This is a genomic window from Rhizobium sp. CG5, from assembly GCF_023701945.1.
GTDB lineage: Bacteria > Pseudomonadota > Alphaproteobacteria > Rhizobiales > Rhizobiaceae > Allorhizobium.
On the sequence record NZ_JABAEF010000019.1, the window covers coordinates 35,205 to 56,030 of the forward strand.

General features: G+C 60.4%; 17 protein-coding genes. 7 read left to right on the top strand and 10 right to left on the bottom strand.

What is annotated here, in order from left to right; all coding sequences use genetic code 11:
- Positions 1-2: 2 nt before the first annotated feature.
- Together HGO38_RS24660 and HGO38_RS24665 are read right to left on the bottom strand one after the other, a co-directional pair.
- On the bottom strand, positions 3-1,391 hold the full coding sequence (locus HGO38_RS24660; protein WP_250958554.1) for an MFS transporter: 1,389 nt from the start codon (positions 1,389-1,391) through the stop codon (positions 3-5).
- A 58-nt stretch (positions 1,392-1,449) separates the two neighbouring features.
- On the bottom strand, positions 1,450-6,225 hold the full coding sequence (locus HGO38_RS24665) for an NAD-glutamate dehydrogenase (RefSeq protein WP_250958476.1): 4,776 nt from the start codon (positions 6,223-6,225) through the stop codon (positions 1,450-1,452).
- Between the two features lie 249 nt (positions 6,226-6,474).
- Here HGO38_RS24665 and pdxY point away from each other — a divergent pair, with 249 nt between their 5' ends.
- The 3 genes from pdxY to HGO38_RS24680 all read left to right on the top strand — a co-directional run bounded on the left by pdxY (position 6,475) and on the right by HGO38_RS24680 (position 9,743).
- Complete coding sequence (pdxY, locus tag HGO38_RS24670) at positions 6,475-7,356, top strand: pyridoxal kinase PdxY (protein ID WP_250958477.1); 882 nt, start codon at positions 6,475-6,477, stop codon at positions 7,354-7,356.
- Positions 7,357-7,406: 50 nt separating this feature from the next.
- Positions 7,407-8,054 (top strand): carbonic anhydrase, encoded by a 648-nt coding sequence (locus HGO38_RS24675; protein ID WP_250958478.1) that lies wholly within the window; start codon positions 7,407-7,409, stop codon positions 8,052-8,054.
- A 246-nt stretch (positions 8,055-8,300) separates the two neighbouring features.
- Positions 8,301-9,743 carry a GGDEF domain-containing protein gene (locus tag HGO38_RS24680; protein ID WP_250958479.1) on the top strand — a complete coding sequence of 481 codons (1,443 nt, stop codon included), beginning with the start codon at positions 8,301-8,303 and terminating at the stop codon, positions 9,741-9,743.
- Here HGO38_RS24680 and HGO38_RS24685 read toward each other — a convergent pair whose 3' ends face one another.
- From HGO38_RS24685 to HGO38_RS24710, 6 genes are all read right to left on the bottom strand, one after another.
- A complete protein-coding gene (locus HGO38_RS24685; RefSeq protein WP_250958480.1) occupies positions 9,744-10,565 on the bottom strand; it encodes a lytic murein transglycosylase in 822 nt (273 codons plus the stop codon).
- Between the two features lie 247 nt (positions 10,566-10,812).
- Positions 10,813-11,847 (bottom strand): aspartate-semialdehyde dehydrogenase, encoded by a 1,035-nt coding sequence (locus HGO38_RS24690; RefSeq protein ID WP_250958481.1) that lies wholly within the window; start codon positions 11,845-11,847, stop codon positions 10,813-10,815.
- A gap of 412 nt (positions 11,848-12,259) precedes the next feature.
- Entirely contained in the window at positions 12,260-12,985 is a 726-nt protein-coding gene (locus tag HGO38_RS24695; RefSeq protein WP_250958482.1) for a phosphatase PAP2 family protein, read from the bottom strand.
- A 246-nt stretch (positions 12,986-13,231) separates the two neighbouring features.
- The gene (gene leuB / locus HGO38_RS24700; RefSeq protein ID WP_250958483.1) at positions 13,232-14,344 is read right to left on the bottom strand and encodes a 3-isopropylmalate dehydrogenase; all 1,113 of its coding nucleotides are present in this window, start codon (positions 14,342-14,344) and stop codon (positions 13,232-13,234) included.
- A gap of 183 nt (positions 14,345-14,527) precedes the next feature.
- Complete coding sequence (leuD, locus tag HGO38_RS24705; RefSeq protein ID WP_250958484.1) at positions 14,528-15,133, bottom strand: 3-isopropylmalate dehydratase small subunit; 606 nt, start codon at positions 15,131-15,133, stop codon at positions 14,528-14,530.
- A 156-nt stretch (positions 15,134-15,289) separates the two neighbouring features.
- Positions 15,290-15,517, bottom strand: coding sequence for a hypothetical protein (locus HGO38_RS24710; RefSeq protein ID WP_250958485.1), 228 nt, complete (start codon positions 15,515-15,517; stop codon positions 15,290-15,292).
- A gap of 112 nt (positions 15,518-15,629) precedes the next feature.
- Between HGO38_RS24710 and HGO38_RS24715 the strand changes: the two genes are divergently transcribed.
- The 3 genes from HGO38_RS24715 to HGO38_RS24725 all read left to right on the top strand — a co-directional run bounded on the left by HGO38_RS24715 (position 15,630) and on the right by HGO38_RS24725 (position 17,275).
- Complete coding sequence (locus HGO38_RS24715) at positions 15,630-16,529, top strand: HpcH/HpaI aldolase/citrate lyase family protein (RefSeq protein WP_250958486.1); 900 nt, start codon at positions 15,630-15,632, stop codon at positions 16,527-16,529.
- 7 nt (positions 16,530-16,536) lie between these two features.
- Positions 16,537-16,743 carry a DUF1737 domain-containing protein gene (locus tag HGO38_RS24720; protein ID WP_250958487.1) on the top strand — a complete coding sequence of 69 codons (207 nt, stop codon included), beginning with the start codon at positions 16,537-16,539 and terminating at the stop codon, positions 16,741-16,743.
- A 109-nt stretch (positions 16,744-16,852) separates the two neighbouring features.
- Entirely contained in the window at positions 16,853-17,275 is a 423-nt protein-coding gene (locus HGO38_RS24725) for a GlcG/HbpS family heme-binding protein (RefSeq protein WP_250958488.1), read from the top strand.
- A 32-nt stretch (positions 17,276-17,307) separates the two neighbouring features.
- On the opposite strand, the gene HGO38_RS24730 is transcribed toward HGO38_RS24725, so the two are convergent.
- Together HGO38_RS24730 and acs are read right to left on the bottom strand one after the other, a co-directional pair.
- Positions 17,308-17,751, bottom strand: coding sequence for a metallopeptidase family protein (locus HGO38_RS24730; RefSeq protein WP_168475553.1), 444 nt, complete (start codon positions 17,749-17,751; stop codon positions 17,308-17,310).
- 178 nt (positions 17,752-17,929) lie between these two features.
- A complete protein-coding gene (gene acs / locus HGO38_RS24735; RefSeq protein ID WP_250958489.1) occupies positions 17,930-19,882 on the bottom strand; it encodes an acetate--CoA ligase in 1,953 nt (650 codons plus the stop codon).
- Positions 19,883-20,119: 237 nt separating this feature from the next.
- On the opposite strand from acs, the gene HGO38_RS24740 reads away from it, so the two are divergent.
- A complete protein-coding gene (locus HGO38_RS24740; RefSeq protein ID WP_250958490.1) occupies positions 20,120-20,815 on the top strand; it encodes a DUF1013 domain-containing protein in 696 nt (231 codons plus the stop codon).
- The last annotated feature ends 11 nt before the right edge of the window (positions 20,816-20,826 follow it).

Genomic DNA, 20,826 nt, shown 5'->3' on the forward strand with positions numbered 1-20,826 from the left:
AGTTATGCCGTGCGCTTCGCCAATGGCGCAGACGCCGGATAGGGTGTCCTCAGCAGCATCACGAGGCCGACGGCCAGGAACACAACGAGGCTCGCCATTCCGGCCCGGGCCGACCCCGTCCAATAGGTGATCAACGAAAAACTCAAGGTCGCCATGAAGCTCGTGGCGCGACCCGACAGGGAGTAGAGCCCGAAATAGCGGCCCGCCTCCTCGACGCTGACGCTGCGCGCCAGATAGGAGCGCGACGAAGCCTGCACCGGACCAAAGGCAATACCGACCAGCAGTCCGTAGAGGATATAGACCTTCTCGGCAGCCGTGCCGAAAATGCCGCCAGAATCGGCCATCGGCAGGCCAACCAGCCCGAACAGCGTAAAGCCCGGCCCGGTCGAGACGATGCCGAATGTCGCGACCAACAGTAAAAAGAGGCTGATCAGCACGGTGATCTTCGAACCGAGCCGCCGATCCACCGATCCGGCCGCAAGGCATCCGACAATGGCCACGACATTGAGAATGATCCCGTAAATGCCGATTTCCATGGTCGACCAGCCGAACATCGCCGCGGCAAACACCCCGCCGAGGATCAAAAGGCCATTGACGCCGTCCTGGTAGATCATCCGGCTCACCAGAAACCGCAGGATGCCGGGCCGGTCTTTCAGCCCGACAATCGTCTGGCCGATTTCCCTGAGACCCGAACGCACCGCCGCAACCAACGGTTTTCCCGCCCCCATATCGGGCGTGAACAGGAACATCGGCAGGATGAAGACCAGATACCACAGCGCCGAGATCGGCCCGGTGATGCGGGCATCTTCACCCGCTGCCGGATCGAGCCCGAACAGGGGGGTGATGCCGAGCACCGTTCGCCCCGTCTCCGGGCTTGCGGCCAGAAACAGCACAACCGAGATCAGCACGATCATGCCGCCGAGGTAGCCCAGCCCCCAGGCAATGTTGGAGACACGGCCGACATTGTCGCGATTGACGAGCCGGGTCATCATCGAATCGTTGAAGACGATCGAAAACTCCGCCGAGATCGAAGCGAGGATGACGAAGATCGCCGGATAGATGACCGCCGAACCCGGCACCGCTGTCCACAGCAGGCACAGGCTGATGATCTTGATCGCCGCAAAAAAGGCGATCCATGGCTTGCGTGGCCCACTTTCGTCGGCGATCGAACCCAGGATCGGCGCCAGGATGGCAATGATGACAGACGAGATCGTGGCGATATTGCTCCACGTCGCCTGGGCGGAAATCGGATCATCGGTCATCCGCGAGACGAAGTAAGGCCCGAAGATAAAGGTCGTGACCACGGTAAAGAACGGCTGCGCCGCCCAGTCGAAAAACATCCAGCCCCAGACCCCTCTGCGGGACACCTGGGGCTGTTCCATTGCCGCCATCTTGTTCTCGTTCACTGGTCGCCACCTTCCCCTGCCCGTTACGGGGCAGACAGTGGCATCAGGAGCGGTTATGCGCAATATCACTCAGCAGCCCGGCGGCCACCGTGATCCGCGAAAGACTGGGCTCACCGCCTTCGCTGAGCGCCACGAGCTCGGCGCCCAACCGGTCGATGCGGATACTGTCTCCGGCGCGCCAGGCCTCAATGGGATTGCGTTCATCGCGATATTGCGACAGGGCCGCGATGACAATGTCGCGCCGTGCCGCAGCGATCCGGTCGAGACTGCGGGTCAAGGCGAGGCTATCGTAGTGGTCGCTGGTCGAGACGCGCTGCGCAGTCTCCAGCAAGCGGCCGATCCGGAAGGTCTCCGTCGCCGCATGATATCCCTCTGCGGCGCGCACGAGCTTGGTCTCGGTCGTACTGGCGATCTGCATGATCTCCGGTGACAGCGCCAGCAGGGACAGGCGAACGACATCGCGGGCAAGGTCCTCTGCAACGCCAGCCTTGGTAAACTCCGCAGCCTCCTCCCGCATCCGTTCAGAGACGTCATCGGGCGCGACCGAGATGATCAGCTGGAGGAGCGACCGAACCGCAGTGTTCAGCCTTTCCACGGCCTCGGCCATCGGGCCGCTGGCATTGCCGGTCTCGATCAGCAGCTTCGTCACATCGCAATAGACCTGACCGACCTTGGCATAGAGGTCATTCTGGACCTTGCCCGGGATCTTGCCGTCAAGAGCATCGATCCTGGCCCAGATGGCCGGAAGCTCAAACCCGTCGCGCGCCAGCAATGCGGCTTTCACCACCTCGGACGGCAGGGCACCCGTGGCATCGCTGACGCTCGCCACGAAGCCTGGGCCGCCGCGATTGATGACGTGATTGGCAAGGACGGTGGAGATGATCTCGCGATGCAGGCGATGGCCCGAAATTTCCTCTGCATAGGCCTTGCGCATCTTCTCCGGAAAATACTGGAACAGGATCTGGTGGCAGTAGGGATCGTCCGGCAGGCTGCTGTCCACCAGGGCATCGAACAGAACGATCTTGGCATAGGACAAGAGGACGCCGATCTCGGGACGGCTGAGCGATTTGCCCGAGGAATAGCGCTCGCTGATCGCTGAGTCGTCGGGAAGCATTTCGACCTTGCGATTGAGCCGTCCGGCTTTTTCCAGCACGTAGATAAGCCGGCTAAGTTCTTCCCGGTTGCCGGTGCCTTGCCGCTCGGTCAACGAAAGTGCCAGCGGCTGCAAATAGTTGTTGCGCAGAACCAGATCCGCCACCTCTTCGGTCATATCGACCAGCAGCTTGTCCCGCTTGGCGAAGGTGAGCTTGCCGGAGGCGATTGCAGACGAAAGCGCGATCTTGATATTGACCTCGATGTCGGACGAGTTGACGCCGGCGGAATTGTCGATCGCATCGGAATTGCAGCGCCCGCCCTGCAGCGCATAGCCGATACGGCCCTTCTGCGTGACACCGAGATTAGCACCCTCGCCGATCACCTTGGCCTGCACGTCGGCCGATGTGATGCGGATGGCATCATTGGCACGGTCGCCCACCTCGGCGTCGGTTTCCGCCGCACCCTTGATATAGGTGCCGATGCCGCCGAACCACAGCAGGTCGACGGGCGCCTTGAGGATCGCCGTCATGATCTCGAACGGCGTTGCCGTCAGCTTCTCAAGCCCGATCGCCTGCGCCGCCTCAGGCGTCAGGACCACCGATTTCTCGGCCCGGGAAATGATCATGGCGCCCTTGGACAGGATGGCGCGGTCATAGTCCTGCCAGCTGGAACGGGCGAGCCCAAACAGCCGGGTCCGCTCAGTGAAGGAGCGTGCCATATCCGGCTCCGGATCGATGAAGATATCCCGGTGGTCGAAGGCGGCGATCAGGCGGATCTTCTCTGACAGCAGCATGCCATTGCCGAACACGTCGCCCGACATGTCGCCGACGCCGGCAACCGAGAACGGCGTCGTCTGGATATCGATATCCATTTCGCGGAAATGCCGCTTGACCGCCTCCCAGGCACCACGGGCGGTAATGCCCATCTTCTTATGGTCGTAGCCAGCCGAGCCGCCAGAGGCAAAGGCGTCGTCCAGCCAGAAGCCGGCATCGCGCGCCAGCCCATTGGCGGTATCGGAAAACGTCGCTGTGCCCTTGTCCGCCGCCACGACAAAATACGGATCGTCGCCGTCCAGCCGGATCGTTTCCGGCGGCGGCACGATCTCGCCGTCGCGGATATTGTCGGTGATCGACAGCAGGGTGCGGATATAGGTCTTGTAGGCTTCCTTGCCGGCGTTCAGATAGTCCTCGCGGCTGCCGCCGCTTGGCAATTGCTTCGGATAGAAGCCACCCTTGGCACCGACCGGTACGATCACGGCGTTCTTGACCTGCTGCGCCTTGACCAGCCCCAGCACTTCCGTTCGGTAATCCTGCGCCCGGTCCGACCAGCGCAGGCCGCCGCGGGCGACCTTGCCGAAGCGGAGGTGAATGCCCTCGACCTCGACGCCATAGACGAAGATTTCCCGGAATGGCCGTGGCTCCGGCAGGCCCTCGACCCGTTGCGGATCGAACTTGAAGGCCAGCATCGGGCGGGCGGCTGCAGCCGCCTGCTTCTGGAAATAGTTGGTCCTGAGCGTGGCATCGATACTGGTGACATAGCGCCGCAGGATGCGATCTTCGTCCAGGCTCGGAACGCCAGCCAAAGCCGCCTCGATCTGCTGGTGCGCATCGGCCTGCCGCCGTGCCCGGCTTTTATCCGTAAGAGCCGGATCGAAAGAGACCTCGAACAGACGAAGAAGGCTGGCGGCGATCACCGGATACTTGTTCAGGGTATCGGCAATGTAGCTCTGCGAATAGACGATGCCGCATTGCCGGAGATAGGCGGCATAGGCTCTGAGCACCGTCACCTGCCGGGCTGTCAGGCCGGCGCCGAGCACCAGGCGGTTGAAGGCATCATTGTCGACGCGGCCCGAAAAGGAATCGAGAAATGCTTCCTCGACCAGCGCACCTTTCGCGTCGAGCCGGAACGGCTGACCGCCCTGGACCTGCAATTCCATGTCATGGAGAACAATCTCTTTGAGCTCTCCGTTGGCAACCGGCACCTCGATGTCGAAGGTTCGCTCGCTGATGACGCTGAAACCAAGGTTTTCCAACAGCGGCACCCGCCGGGACAGCGGCAGGTGCGCGCCGCTATGGAAGACCTTGAGATAAAGGGCCTTGCCCTCATCGGTCGCCTGCTCGTGAAACGCAATGCTGATCGTCTCACCGTTCAGGCAGGCTTCGAAATGGGAAAGGTCGGCAACGGCTTCTTCGGCAGCAAAAGCTTCCTGATAGGCAGTGCTGACGATGAGGTGCGGGGCAGAGGGACCGGCCAATGCGACAAACCGGTCTTCCCATCGGGTGGTGATCTGCCGCACGGCGTCTTCGAGCCGCGACTGCGCTATTCTGGGCGTCTTGCCTTCAGCCCGGCCGATGATGAAATGAACACGCGCCACGCCGCCTTCGGGGAAGGCCGGATAATAGGCCGAGACATGGCCATCATAGACGGTTGCCAGATAGGCACCGATCTTTTCGCGAACGGCGGAATTGTAGTCCTCGCGCGGTACGTAGACGATCAACGAGACGAAGCGGTCAAAGTGATCGATGCGCGGCAGGACGCGGACACGCGGACGCTCGGTCAGGTCGAGGATCTGCTCGCAGAATTTTGCCAAGGTCTCCGCATCGATCTGAAAAAGGTCATCGCGCGGATAGGATTCCAGCGTGTTCTGCAAAATGCGCCCGGAATGGCTCAGAGGGTCGAAGCCGAAGTGACCGACCACCTTGTCGATCTTGGCCCGCAGCAGCGGAATATGATTGACGGATCGTGTGTAGGCGGTCGCGGTGAAAAGTCCGACGATCCTCAGTTCGCCAATCACCTTGCCTTCGGCATTGAACCGCTTGACGCCGATATAATCCATGTAGGCGCGTCGATGGACGACGGATTTGACGTTTGCCTTGGTGACGATCAGGTAGTCCGGCCCCTGCAGGAAGGCGAGAATCTCCGGCGTCGTGGTGACGGCCTGGCGGCCCTGGCGCAGCACGAGCACATCGGGATCCGACAGGATGCCGAGACCGCGTCCCTTGCCCCGTTCGACCTGCGCATCGGCACCCTCGCCCGAATAGGTATAGTCCCGCATGCCGAGGAAGGTGAAATTGTCGTCTCGAAGCCATTGCAGGAACGCGAGGGCCTCATCACGATCGCCCTTGCGCCGCGACACCGACTGGGCGGCCAGCTCTGCAAGTGCTGTGTCGAGAACGGACAGCATCGGCTTCCAGTCGGCTGACGCGACGTCCACCTGGGCCAGGACCGCTTCCAGCCGTCCGATCAGACCGGCGGCCTGCGCTTCGGACAGGGCCGACAGATGCAACTGGATATAGCTGACGCGATCCTCGGCCTTGGCATCCTTGTCGGCCAGCACCCACTCGGCCTTGCCGCCGGTCAGGATTGGGTGAACCGCCAGGAAGATATCGCGATATTGGCTGGTGACCTCGCCCATCACCGAATCATAGAGGAATGGCTTGTTGCGATCGACGATCGACAAGACGCTGACCGCCGTACCGTTCTGCTCGATGCCTTCGACCGTGTCGATCGTGATACGGGCCGACGTGCCGTCCCAGGCCTTCAGGTCGTGGGCCGCACGGGCGGCGGCACGGGCAAGCATGTCGGGCGTGTAGATGTCGAGGTCATCCTCGCTGGCCCGTCCAAACAGCGCAAGCGGTTCGACCAGCACCTTGCCTTGTGCCGCAGCAATCGCCGCTGCCTGCTCGAACTGCTTTTCCCGCTTCGATTTTCTGTTTGTGACCATAACGGTTCCCCCCGGTTCATTTCCAAGAGCAAGCTGCGCAAGAATGCTTGCAGAAAGGTGTATTAAGCCCGAATATTGACGGGCATGTTGCTCTTTTCGTGTCTGCTTCGGCAGAAGCACACAATTATTGCCAACCATGCACTCGATGGCCGAGACCACAGGTCCTGAGCAACACCGTTGTTGACAGCCTGGCCCGAAAAGGATGATCAACGCGCACGCGGTAACATTGACGCATTGGATCGGGATTGCATGTCAGAGAATTCGGCGGGCGCCGTCATCGTTATTTCCAGTCATGTGGTGCGAGGGTCCGTCGGCAACCGTGCCGCGGTATTTGCCCTTGAGGCGCTCGGCTTTCCCGTCTGGGCGCTGCCGACGGTGGTCCTGCCATGGCATCCGGGACATGGTCCTTCGACCCGCATGACCTTTCCCGATGACGATTTCGAGCGGGTCATCGACGATCTCATTCGGGCACCGTGGATTTCCGAGGTGAAGGGTGTTCTGACCGGCTATTTCGGCAGCCCGGCACAGCCGAAGGCGGTGGCCCGCCTGGTCGCTGCGCTGAAGGAACACAATCCTGATCTCACCTATGTCTGCGATCCGGTGGTCGGCGACATGGGCGGACTCTATGTTCCCGAAGCGACAGCCGCGGCGATTCGCGATTTCCTGATCCCGCTGGCAACCATCGCCACACCCAATCGATACGAACTCGCCTGGATGGTCGGCAGCGAACTCACCGACAACAACATGATCACCCAGGCGGCCCTATCGCTCGGCCCGCCGCGCGTTCTGGTCACTTCGGCAGTGCCGATGATGAGCGGCGGCACGGGCAATCTTCTGCTGTCCGGCCGACATGCCCTGCTGGCCGAACATCGCCTGGTCGACGATCCGCCGAATGGCCTCGGCGACCTGATCGCCGCCCTGTTTCTCGGTCGCCTGCTGGCCGGTCTCGATGAGGAAAAGGCGCTGCAGCTGGCCACAGCCAGCGTATTCGAGATCCTGGCGCGCACCAAGAAAAGAGGCAGCGACGAACTGACCCTGGAGCGCGATCAATCCAGTCTGCTGACCCCCATGGCGCTGGTGCAGATGCGCCGGCTGATGCATCCCGCCCAAAGGCCAAAACGACCCTCGTGAGGCACCGCCTGTGAACAGGTGTTGCCAACCGTGCTGCGGCGCGGTAATTCATGGCCATGCAGCGTTTTCCAAGCTCCCTACTCGCGGGTTACCGCAATTTCATGGACGGTCGCTATAGCGACGAGCGAGAACGCTATCGCGCTCTCGCCGAACAGGGTCAAAAACCCCATACCATGGTGGTCGCGTGCTGCGATTCCCGCTCGGCGCCCGAGACGATTTTCGATTGCGGTCCCGGCGAGCTTTTCGTCGTGCGCAATGTCGCCAATATGGTGCCGCCCTACGAGCCGGACGGCCAGTATCATTCCACGTCGGCGGCGCTGGAATTCGCCGTACAGTCCTTGCGCGTCCGCGACATCATCGTCATGGGCCATGGCCGCTGCGGCGGCATTCGCGCCGCACTCGATCCCAATGCCGAACCGCTGTCTCCCGGCGACTTCATCGGCAAATGGATGGGCCTGGTAAAGCCGGCGGCCGAGCAGATCCAGAATAATCTTGTGATGACCGATGCCGAGCGCCAGACGGCACTGGAGCGGATTTCCGTTCGCAACTCGATCATCAATCTGCGGACCTTCCCCTGCGTCAAGATTCTGGAAGAGCGCGGCAAACTGCAGATTCACGGTGCGTGGTTCGACATTTCCAACGGTGAATTGTGGATCATGGACGGCAATACGCGCGATTTTACCCGCCTGGAAGCCTGAGCCAAAACCCTCGAAGCTCCTCCACTTTAGAAATTGTTCAGGTAAGTCGTTTATTTTTTCGGAATTGGTCTGCGTGCGGCGACCTTTGGTGTGGAGGAGCGCTGAATGCGTTTTGGCATGATCAGACGGGCGGTGATGGCAGCATTGATCCTGCCATCGGCGGTGATGGCTGTCGAGACCGCCTTTCTGCTCAGCCTTTACTATGGGGAATACAGGAAACTCGAGGTCGGCAAGGACCATGCCTATGTGGTGTTTTCTGCCGCCAGGATTGCCTCGCAGACGATGCCGGCGGAAGCCAGCGCGACAGCGTTGTATCTTGAGGATCCAAGTGAGCCCAATCGGCTGATCCTGCAACAGGCCCGCACGGCGCTCGATGACGAGATCAGGTCCTTTCCGCAGCGTACCGTCGACGATCCGGACAACGCCCCGGACCTGCGCCGGATGCAATCCGCAATCGACGCCTTGCTGCGCCAGCGCGACAGCGTCGATACCGAAAATCCATCCGTCGACAGCGTGGACAACGTCTTCAAGTCAGCCTCGCAGGCCTATCTGAATATCGTCGATCGCGTCAGGTCGAACATCGATGACGCAGCATTGCTGCAAGACCTTCAGCTGCTGAGGTACCTGCTCGACATCAACGAGGCCGGGCTGGAATTGACGTATTACGGCGCCGCCTTGCTGTCGGGCAAAAGCCTGGACGCCGAGCAGACGGATGCGCTGGAACGGGCGATCGTCGTGGACAAGGCAGGTCGGATCCAGTTACAGCAGTCTATCGACGATCCGCGAGTGAAAGCACTCAGCGAATTCGACCATTCGAGCGATGGCAACTGGCTTGAGGGGGCAATCGCATCGATAGAGCGGGATACCGTGAACAGCGCCGCAACACCGCCCCAAACCTGGGACCGCATCCAGGAGGGGCGCACCAGGCTCTGGCAACAGACGATTGCGGCCCTGATTTCGGATATAGAGCGGCACGGCGATCAACTCGCCGACCGGGCACGCAGCCAATTGATCGTGCTTGTCAGCATCGTCGCCACGCTGGGCTTGCTGATTACGGCGATCATCCTGCTGGCCATGAAAGGGATGAAGCTGATCGCCACCATTCGCAGCGAGCGGGAAGCGATGATCCTGGAACTGCGCGATGCGGCCCAGACCGACCTTTTGACCGGCTTGTACAATCGCCGCGGCTTTCAGTCTGCCGCCTCTGCTCTCTTGCACCAGGCCTCCGCAAATCGTGACTGGGTCTCGGCCATCCTTTTCGATCTCGATCACTTCAAGCGGGTCAACGATACCTACGGCCACGATGCCGGCGATGTGGTCCTGCGTACGGTCGCGATGATCGCTAGGGCGAACTTCCGTCCGTTCGATCTGCTGGTGCGTCACGGAGGCGAGGAGTTTCTGGCCCTGCTGCCCGGCAGTTCCGCCGAAGACGCCGCCGCTGTGGCCGAGGGCGTACGCCAAGCCATCGAAAACGCCGACATAAAGCTGCCCGACGGCACCACGCTGCGCGTTACAGCCAGCTTCGGATGCGCCGGCATAAGTGCGCCGGCCCACCAGGACCTGTTGACGGAGCTTTTAAAGAGAGCCGATCTTGCGCTGTACGCTGCAAAAGGCTCCGGTCGCAATTGCATTGTCGTGGACGCTGGAACGGCGTCCGACGCGGAAAACCCGAGCTTCACAACGGCCTGATTATTCGCCGTCGATCCGCGCGCCGATATGGGCGATAGCCTTCTGGTAGACTGTCGCGGCGTTCCATTGGGTCAGCGCCCCGAAATTTGGCTCTCCGGGCTGATATCCCGCCCCTGCCTGCCAACCGTTGCCTCTCAGGAAATTCGCCGTCGAGGCCAGGGCGTCGGCCTTGGAATGAACCAGATCGATGCGACGATCGCCGTCACCGTCCACGCCGAATTTCACGACATTGCGCGGCAGGAACTGGGTTTGCCCGATTTCGCCGTGGGCGGCACCGCGTGCCGACGTGCTCAGCGAATTGTTGGCGACCAGTTGCAGGGCTGCGTAGAGCTGATCGGTGAAATAATCGCTGCGGCGGCAATCGTAGGCCAGCGTCGCAACCGCCGAAAGCGTGTGTTCATTGCCGAGGAAGCCGCCGAACCCGGTCTCCATGCCCCAGATCGCCAGCAAAGGCCCGGCAGGCACGCCGTATCTCTGTTCAATCTTGGAGAACAGCGCGGCATTGTTCTTCTTCATGCCCTTGCCGCGGGAAATGATCGCATTGCCGCCGCGCTTCTGCATGAACTGTTCGAACGACAGCTTGAAGCTCTTCTGTCCTCTGTCGGCCCGGATCGTGGCAGGACTATAGGTTACATTCGCGAAGGCGCTGTTGAGAACACCGGGGCTGATGCCATTGCCGGCAGCCTCTGCCTTGAACTCATCGACCCAACTCGCAAAACCCGCGGATGTATTTCCGCACTGCGCCGCATTCGCGGTGTTGATGGCGCCGGCAAAGGCCGCCGTCACGAGACATGCCGTGGTCAGGAAGTTCGCAAGTCGCATCGATGTCCTCGTCTTAGTACGCGTTTTCTAAAATATTCGGCCGAACATGCCAGTTGCACCTGATTCTGTCACGTGCAACGGAAGTCTTTGCCTCTATATGACAAAGTGTTGATCAACCAGACCCGAATAGAGGTCATTTCAGATATTTGGACGCGCCCAGGCCGTTCGGGCCGACCAGTGACGCAAAAAACGACACCCCGGCATCGCCGAGCGGCAATACCGGGGTGCGGAACATCAGTCTAAGCAATCAGGCGGCGGCCTTGCGCGGCTTGATCAGGCCACGATTGATCAGCAATTCGCCGATCTGCACGGCATTGAGAGCGGCGCCCTTGCGAAGGTTGTCCGAGACGATCCACATGTTGAGGCCATTTTCCACCGTCGCATCCTCGCGGATGCGCGAGATGAAGGTGGCATCCTCGCCGGCGCACTCGTAAGGCGTGATGTAGCCGCCGTCTTCGTGCTTGTCGATCACTAGGCAACCCGGCGCGTCGCGCAGGATGTCACGCGCCTGTTCCGCAGTGATTTCCTTCTCGAATTCGATATTGACCGATTCCGAATGGCCAATGAACACCGGCACGCGCACAGCCGTGCAGGTGACCCTGATCTTCGGATCCAGCATCTTCTTGGTTTCGGCCAGGACCTTCCATTCTTCCTTCGTGTAGCCATCCTCCATGAAGCTGTCGATATGGGGAATGACGTTGAAGGCGATGCGCTTGGTGAACTTCTTGGTTTCGATCGGATCGGCAACGAACACGGCACGCGTCTGGTTGAACAACTCGTCCATGCCATCCTTGCCGGCACCCGACACCGACTGATAGGTCGACACCACGATACGCTTGATCGTCGCGAAATCGTGCAACGGCTTCAGCGCCACGACGAGCTGTGCTGTCGAGCAATTGGGATTGGCAATGATATTGCGCTTGGTAAAGCCGGTGATGGCATCGGGATTGACCTCCGGAACGATCAGCGGCACATCCTGGTCATAGCGCCAGGCCGACGAGTTATCGATGACCACGCAGCCTTGAGCACCAATCTTCGGCGACCACTTCTGCGAAATGGTGCCGCCGGCCGACATCAGGCAAATGTCGGTCGTGGAGAAATCATAGTTCTCGAGATTCTGGACCTTCAGGACCTTGTCACCGAAAGACACTTCGGTGCCCTGGGACCGCGCTGAAGCAAGGGCCACCACCTCATCGGCCGGGAAGTCCCGCTCCGAGAGAATGTTGAGCATCTCGCGACCGACATTGCCGGTGGCGCCCACGATTGCAATTTTGAAACCCATAGTTTTTGCTCTCTTTCTGTCTCTCCGCAGTATGGTGAGGGGAAAAGTCGCTCGACGCGCACTTTCCTTATCCCCGGCCGTGCCGGGGAGAGAGCGGTGGCCAGAGACGTCAGACGGTTTTCGTCGTCGTTTTGGCCGTGGTCAGGATCGGAAGGGGCAATAGGTCACTCGCTCCGGCGTTTGCCGCCAGGCAGGCATTCACAGCAATGGACAAGCCGGAATTGCACATTCGAGATATCCTTCCACGCCTGCATTTAAAAGGTTTTCGGCCCTTGTCAAGCGGGAGCGTCAAAAGGGACGCGCCTGCCGGCCTTAACCCCTGTGCTGAAACCGGCATCAGGTCACCGGGAGTGACCCAACGACGGCCGAAAATGTCGACGGAGCTGCCCCAGTGCGCCATAGTGCGCCATCGTCAGGCCGCAACAGCCTCTGCAGGCTGGCGATCGGGCATAAGGATGGCGGGTGGCAGTTCCGCCGACATCGGAGGGCGGGCCTTGCGGGCGCAACGCGGCCAGAGGCTCTGGCGCAGAACCGGAGCCGCATTGGGGCACGCCTGGAACACCAGACCGTAGCGCGAAAAGACGATCGCCATCATCAGGGAGAACCAGGACCCGAAGGCGAGGCCGGCAATCACATCGCTTGGGTAATGCGCGCCGACCATGACCCGCGACATGGCAATCCAGATGGCCAAGATGGCGAAGGTAACGCGGTGACGCGGCATCAGCAGGGCGAAGATCATGAACAGGGCGCCGATCGTCGTCGAATGCCCTGAGGGAAAACTCTCGAACCGAGCAGTCCCGGCAAAGGGCTCGAACCCGAACGGTCCCCAATGTTCGAAATTGGCCGGACGGGCCCGCCCGACGGCGCGCTTGATGAGATTGGCAGCCATGCCCGACAGGGCGATGCTGGCAAACACATAGAAAGCCAGCTGGCTGAAAAACAGCGCCCGGCAGCGGGCCTTCTTCGAATCGAGGATAAGGGACGCCGCCCAACCCTCAAATGCCAGAAACAGCGCCACGCAGATGATCCAGTCCGATTTGCCGAAATCGGTAATCCCTTCGCCCAGCCAATCCATGATCGGCGCCACATGCTGCTTGGCAGCACCGGCAGGTCCGTCCAGCAGGACGACAGCAAGCATGACGAGGCTTCCGCCGGCCAAGCCATATGTCCTGCAGTGAAAGGAAGGTGTCGGCGTGCGGATACGCTTGTGGCGTCGATCCAACCATGACGATATTCGGTTCATGTGCCACTCCATTGGAGCCAGGACCACGAATACTACTGCGGCTAAGCAATATTTCTTCGCCAGCTATGGATGACACAGGACGCCGTGCGGAGCAAGATGGCGGCACCCCGGAATCCGGAGTGCCGCCATCAAAATCGGCTCTTAGCCGGCCAGCAGCCGGAATTCGGCAAGAACGGCATCGCCCATTTCGGTCGTGCCGACTTTGGTGCAGCTTTCGGCCATGATATCGGCCGTGCGGATACCCTTGCCGAGCACATTGGCGATCGCCGTTTCCAGGCGGTCGGCGAGGTCCACCATGTTGAACGAATAGCGAAGGCACATGGCGAAGGAGGCGATCATGGCGATCGGATTGGCGATACCCTTGCCGGCGATGTCGGGCGCCGAACCGTGGACGGGCTCATACAGCGCCTTGCGCTTGCCGGTCTTGGCATCCGGTGCACCGAGCGAGGCCGACGGCAACATGCCGAGCGAACCGGTCAGCATGGCGGCAACGTCCGACAGCATATCGCCGAACAGATTGTCGGTGACGATGACGTCGAACTGCTTGGGCGCGCGCACCAGCTGCATGCCGCCGGCATCGGCCAGCATGTGCTCCAGCTTGACATCCGGGAACTTGGCCTTGTGGGTCTCGGTCACCACCTGGTGCCACAACACGCCCGACTTCATGACATTGCGCTTTTCCATCGAGCAGACGGTGTTCTTGCGGGTGCGCGCCAGTTCGAAGGCAACCGAGGCGATGCGTTCGATTTCATAGGTGTCATAGACCTGGGTATCGATCGCCCGCTTCTGGCCATTGCCAAGGTCGGTGATCGTCTTCGGCTCGCCGAAATAGACGCCGCCGGTCAATTCGCGAACAATCAGGATATCGAGGCCTTCGACAAGCTCCGGCTTCAGCGACGACGCGGAGGCAAGGGCCGGATAGCAGATCGCCGGGCGCAGGTTGGCAAACAGCTCCAGATCCTTGCGCAGGCGCAGCAGCCCGGCTTCCGGGCGAACGTCATAGGGAACATCGTCCCACTTGGGTCCACCCACCGCACCGAACAGAACGGCATCGGCGGACATGGCCTTTTCCATATCCGCTTCGGAAATCGCCGCGCCATGGGCGTCATAGGCGCAACCGCCGACCAGTCCTTCATCGGTCTCGAATCCGGTGCCGAAATCGCTGTTCAGATGCGCGATGATCTTGCGGACTTCGTTCATCGCCTCCGGGCCGATACCGTCGCCGGGGAGAAGGAAAAGCTTACGCGCTGTCATGGGGCCAACCTTTGCAAAGTGAAATAGAGGTGCCGCGTTTTATCGACCGCAGGCCCTCATTTCAAGCACGCAACAGGGTGCAGCGGTACGCTGCATCCCGGATTGCAAAGGATTTCGAGATTTGTCTTTAAGATTGAGGCGAGACGGCTACGGACGAATTCGCCGCAGCCGTCCGATCGATCCTCAGGCCCAGGGGCGCGATACGGCGTTGGACTTTTCAAAACTGTCGATGCTGGCGGCCTTCTCCAGCGTCAGGCCAATATCGTCGAGGCCGTTCAGCAGGCAATGACGCTTGAAGGCATCGATGTCGAAGCTGATTTTTCCGCCGTCGGGACCGGAGATTTCCTGCGCTTCCAGATCGACCGTCAGAACGGCGTTAGAGCCACGCTGCGCATCGTCTATCAGCTTTTCCAGATCTTCCGGGCTGACGACGATCGGCAGGATGCCGTTCTTGAAACAGTTGTTGTAGAAGATATCGGCAAAGCTCGTGGAGATCACGCAACGGATGCCGAAATCGAGCAGGGCCCAGGGCGCATGTTCGCGCGACGAACCACAGCCAAAATTATCGCCGGCAACCAGGATCTTGGCGTTCTGATAGGCAGGCTTGTTGAGCACGAATTCCATGTTGAGCGAGCCATCTTCATGGTAGCGCGCTTCGGCGAAGAGACCCGTGCCAAGGCCGGTCCGCTTGATCGTCTTCAGATAGTCTTTCGGGATGATCATGTCGGTGTCGATATTGACAACCGGAAGCGGTGCGGCAACGCCCGTAAGCTTGTTGAACTTTTCCATCGATCCTGCCTTCAATCTACGCGTTTGCGAGTTTGACCCCCGCAATAGAGCAAAAAAGGCGCGATTTGAAGGAAAATATTGCCGGAAGATTTTCCAGCGCACGTATCGCGCCCAGAGCGCCCTGCACGATGTCAGGGCAGCATGTGCGGACCAACGTTAGAGGTCGATGATCGTGCCGCGACCGTCGTTCCAGACCCGCATCGGCTGCGTTTGCGGTTTGGCCCGGACAGGAACCGGTTTGGCGCGCAAAGACAGCATGCGCGCGGCAAGAACCGTTGTCAGGACGGCGCCGGCCAGAAGCGTCAGGGACACCGTGACGACGGCGGCGGCCGCGAAAAGGGCAAGGCCTATAAGGGCGATAGCGATGGAACGCAGATTGTGCATGGTCATATTCCTTTCACAACAACGAAGGTGGCCCTTCTCTCCTGGGATTGCAAGAGCTATTGATGTCACGTCTTTTTGTCCGGTCCTGAAAAGCGCAACCACACGAGTTTCCATGGTTTCCTTTGCCCTTCACCACCCCGCGCGCCTGCGCCGATCTGTCCTCAGCGTGCCGGCCATCAATCCGCGCGCCCTGCAGAAAATCCACGACCTGGACTGCGACGCCGTGATCTTCGACCTGGAAGATTCGGTGGCCTCCGACAGGAAGAACGAGGCTCGCGACAATCTCCGGCGCTTCTTTGCCGAAACGCCTCTTGTCGGCCGTGAGAGCATCATCCGGATCAATGCCCTCGACACCGACTTTTCTGCGGCCGACCTGGACACGGTGCTTGCCTGCGCGCCGGACGCTTTGTTGCTGCCGAAGGTCAACGAGCCGGAGGATGTGCAGATCGCATCGGACTTCCTGGCCGACAGTGACGCACCGGACAGTCTGCGCATCTGGGCGATGATGGAGACACCGCGCAGCATCCTCAATGCGGCGGCCATTGCCGAATACGGACGTACTAGGGATACGCGGCTCGATTGCTTCGTGATCGGCCTCAACGATCTGCGCAAGGACACCGGCGTGCCGGCCGAACCTGGCCGGACCTATCTGGTCCCCTGGCTGATGCAGGTCCTGCTGGCGGCCCGCGCCTACGGGCTGGATGTGATCGACAGCGTCTCGAACGACTTCAAGGATCTGCAAGGGCTCGAAGCCGAATGCCGGCAGGGCAGGGCCATGGGCTTCGACGGCAAGATGCTGATCCACCCGGCCCAGATCCCAGCGGCGAACCGATGCTTCGGCCCGGCGGACGAGGATCTGGTCGAAGCTCGCGCCATCACCGCCGCCTTTGCCGACCCCGCGGCGGCGAGCCTCAATGTGATCAATTCCAACGGGCGCATGATCGAGCGTCTGCATCTTGAACAAGCAGAGCGGCTGTTGCAAAAGGCAGCCCTGATTGAAAACCGAGAGTGAGCGGACAATGAAAGTCTATCGATTCCTGACCGGCCCGGACGATGCTACCTTCTGCCATCGGGTTACGGCAGCCCTCAACCAGGGCTGGGAACTGCACGGCTCGCCCAGCCTCTCCTTCAACGCTCAGACCGGCCTGATGAACTGCGGCCAGGCCGTGGTGAAGACGGTGCATGGCAAGGACTACGACCCGGATATGAAACTCGGCGAGCAATAGTCGGCCCAGCTTCACCCGTCATCGGCAAAGGTGTTTCTCCAGGCGGTGCAATTGTCTTTCGCCGGCGTGTCGGCATTGAATGGCGCCCTCACCACAAAGGAAGAATGCCATGCTGACCATCAAACGCCTCGACCAATCGGATGCACAAGCGCTGATTGCCGGCGCAAGGGCCAAGGCGCAGGACATCGGCGTGCCGATGTGCATCGCTATTACCGACGAGAGTGGCCAGCTGATCGCCTTTGAGCGCATGGATGGCGGCAAGGTCACCAGCACGACGATTGCCATCGACAAGGCCTTCACCGCGGCCGCAGCCCGCAAAGCAACCCATGAATATGGCGAATCGAGCCAGCCCGGCAAACCGGCCTTCGGCATTCATTCTGCCATTTCGGGCCGGCTGATGGTTGTCGGCGGCGGACTGCCTGTCATCGTCGATGGGGATGTGGTCGGCGGTATCGGGCTTAGTTCCGGAACCCCGGCGCAGGACATGCAATGCGCCCAGGCCGGTCTCGACCACTTCCTCGCCTCTCTCTAGCGAAAAGGGCAGGTTGAAAACCTGTCAGTCGCCTAGGAACGATCGCCGGCCGTCGCGTCGGCGAATTCCTCGATCCGCTCCATATCGTCGTCGCTGAGGCCGAAATGGTGACCGATCTCGTGGATCAGCACATGGGTGATGATATCGCCTAGCGTCTCTTCGTTTTCCGCCCAGTAGTCGAGGATGGGACGGCGATAGAGCATGATGCGGTTCGGCAGTTCGCCGGTCTCCATCGTGAACCGCTCCGAAATGCCGCGCCCTTCGAACAGGCCGAGCAGATCGAACGGCGTTTCCAGCGCCATGTCCTCGAAAATCTCATCGGACGGAAAGTCGACGATCTCGATGATCAGATTGCCGGTCAGCGCCCGGAATTCCTCAGGCAAATTGCCATAGGCCTCGATCGCAAGCGATTCGAACGTGCTGATCGTGGGCGCATGGCGTTCGCGCCAATCTTCAGTCTGGTCAATCCGGGCCATGAGAACTCCTACTCAAACCCACCATATAGGTTCTTTGCCCCAGATTTTCGAGTGGGAATTCCCGTGGACCGCAATTTGTCGGCGGCTTGCTATCCTGTCGCATTTTGTCCCAAAAGCAAATGCCTCCCCGACGCTGCGGAGAGGCATTTTCCTGTTCGAAACGGCCAGCCTGGACAGATCAGGCGAGGCGGTTTTGCCGATTGGCAATCAGATCCTCGACCACGGCCGGATCCGAAAGGGTCGACGTATCGCCCAGCGCGCCAAAATCGTCTTCCGCGATCTTGCGCAGGATGCGACGCATGATCTTGCCGGACCGGGTTTTCGGCAGGCCCGGCGCGAACTGGATCTTGTCAGGCGAGGCGATCGGCCCGATTTCCGAGCGCACATGCTTGACCAGCGCCTGGCGCAGCGCCTCGTCGCCATCGTGATCCGCCATCAGCGTCACGTAGCAATAGATGCCCTGGCCCTTGATCGGATGGGGATAGCCGACCACTGCCGCCTCCGACACCAGATGGTGCGACACCAGTGCCGATTCCACTTCCGCCGTTCCCAGACGATGGCCGGATACGTTGAGCACGTCATCGACGCGGCCGGTGATCCAGTAATAGCCGTCCTCGTCGCGCCGGCAGCCGTCGCCGGTAAAATATTTCCCCTTATAGGTCGAGAAATAGGTCTGCACGAAGCGGGCGTGATCGCCATAGATCGACCGGGCCTGGCCAGGCCAGCTGTCGACAATGCAGAGATTGCCGTCCGCCGCACCCTCCAGCACGACGCCTTCATTGTCGACCAGCTGCGGCTTGATGCCGAAGAACGGCAAGGTGGCCGATCCCGGCTTCAAGTCCGTGGCGCCGGGCAGGGGCGTGATCAGGATACCGCCGGTTTCGGTCTGCCACCAGGTATCGACGATCGGCGAAGCGCCATTGCCGACGACGTTGTAATACCATTCCCAGGCTTCCGGATTGATCGGTTCGCCGACCGACCCGAGCAGGCGCAGGGAAGAGCGTGACGAACGCTCGACGAAATGATCGCCGGCGCCCATCAGCGAGCGGATCGCGGTCGGCGCCGTATAGAAGATATTGACCTTGTGCTTGTCGATGACTTCCCAGAAGCGGCCCTGATCGGGGAAATTGGGAACGCCTTCGAACATCAGCGTCGTCGCGCAATTGGCGAGCGGCCCGTAGACGATATAGGAATGGCCGGTCACCCAGCCGACATCGGCGGTACACCAGTAGATTTCGCCGTCCTTGTAGTCGAAGACATATTCGTGCGTCATCGAGGCATAGACGAGATAGCCGGCCGTCGTGTGCAAGACGCCCTTCGGCTTGCCGGTCGACCCTGACGTGTAGAGAATGAAAAGCGGATCCTCGGCCTTCATCTTGACCGGCGGGCAATCCGGCTTCGCCTTGGCGATTTCCTGATGGTACCAGAGGTCGCGGCCCGGCGCCCATTCGATCTTGCCGCCGGTGCGGCGCACCACCAGAACCTTGTTGACGATCACATATTGCCGGGCGGCAATGTCGATGGCCGTATCGGCATTTTCCTTGAGCGGCACCGGCTTGCCACCGCGCAGGCCCTCGTCGCAGGTAATGACGAAGGTCGATTCGCAGTCGACGATGCGGCCGGCCAGCGCTTCGGGCGAAAAGCCGCCGAAGACGACCGAATGAACCGCGCCGATCCGCGCGCAGGCGAGCATGGCAAAGGCGGCTTCCGGGATCATCGGCATGTAGATGGTAACCCGGTCACCCTTCTTGACACCGTTCGACTTCAGCACATTGGCGAGCCGGCAAACGGAATCGTAAAGCTGGTTATAGGTGATCTTCTTGTCGATATAGGGATTGTCGCCCTCCCAGATAATCGCCGTGCGCTCACCATGGGTTTTCAGGTGGCGATCGATACAATTGTAGGAGACGTTGGTCAGACCATCTTCATACCACTTGATCGGCACCTTGCCCTTGAAGCTGGTATTCTTGGCCTTGGTATAGGGCTTGAACCAGTCGATGCGCTTGCCGTGCTTGGACCAGAATTTCTCCGGATCCTCGATGCTGTCCTCATACCATTTCAGGTATTTCTCTTTGTCGATCAATGCGCGGCTCTTGGCCGATTTCAAAACCGGATAGGTCTTGGCAGACATGAACACCTCCTCATGTGAATGCGCCAAAAACAAACGATGGCGGATCTCCTCTCCCCATCTATGTGCCACATTCATAGCAGGTCGTTTAAGCGCAGCAATTAGACAAAGGTCATTTCGACCTTGAAGAATTGCATTTTCGCTACATTGGGCGTATACAGCCGCTGATTTCCCCGAAATTGTGGTTATGTCCACGGCCCGCGGCCCCCCGGCCCGGACGCAGAGAAGGATTGTTACTCCATGGCCCAGACCCTGCTCATGCCAAAGGCGACCGCCGTTTGGCTGGTCGACAATACGGCGCTGTCATTTGAACAGATCGCCCAGTTCTGCAAGCTTCACCCGCTTGAGGTGAAAGCCATTGCCGATGGCGAAGCGGCGCAGGGCATCAAGGGTCTCGACCCGATCGCCACCGGCCAGCTGTCGCGCGACGAGATTTCCCGTGCCGAAGGCGACGTGAACCACAAGCTGAAGCTTTCCGAGCCGAAGGTCAGGGTTCCCGATTCCAAGCGCCGCGGTCCGCGTTATACGCCGGTGTCCAAGCGTCAGGACCGGCCGAACGCCATTCTCTGGCTGGTGCGCAATCATCCGGAGTTGAAGGACGCCCAGATTTCCCGCCTGGTCGGCACGACCAAGACGACGATCGAACAGATCCGCGACCGCAGTCACTGGAATTCGGCAAACCTTGCGCCGATGGATCCGGTAACGCTCGGCCTTTGCAGCCAGATCGATCTGGACCTGGAAGTCGAAAAGGCATCGAAGGGCCGGCCGCTGCCGACCGCTGCCGAACTCGGCGCCACCCTGCAGGCGACGACGGCCACCGAGAACCTCGGCCTCTACGGTCAGGAAGAGGAAAAGGAAATCGACGCCAACGCAGTCTTTGCGAAACTCAAGTCGCTGAAATCGACCCGCACGGACGACGAAGACGACCAATACTAAGCCGAAGCTTG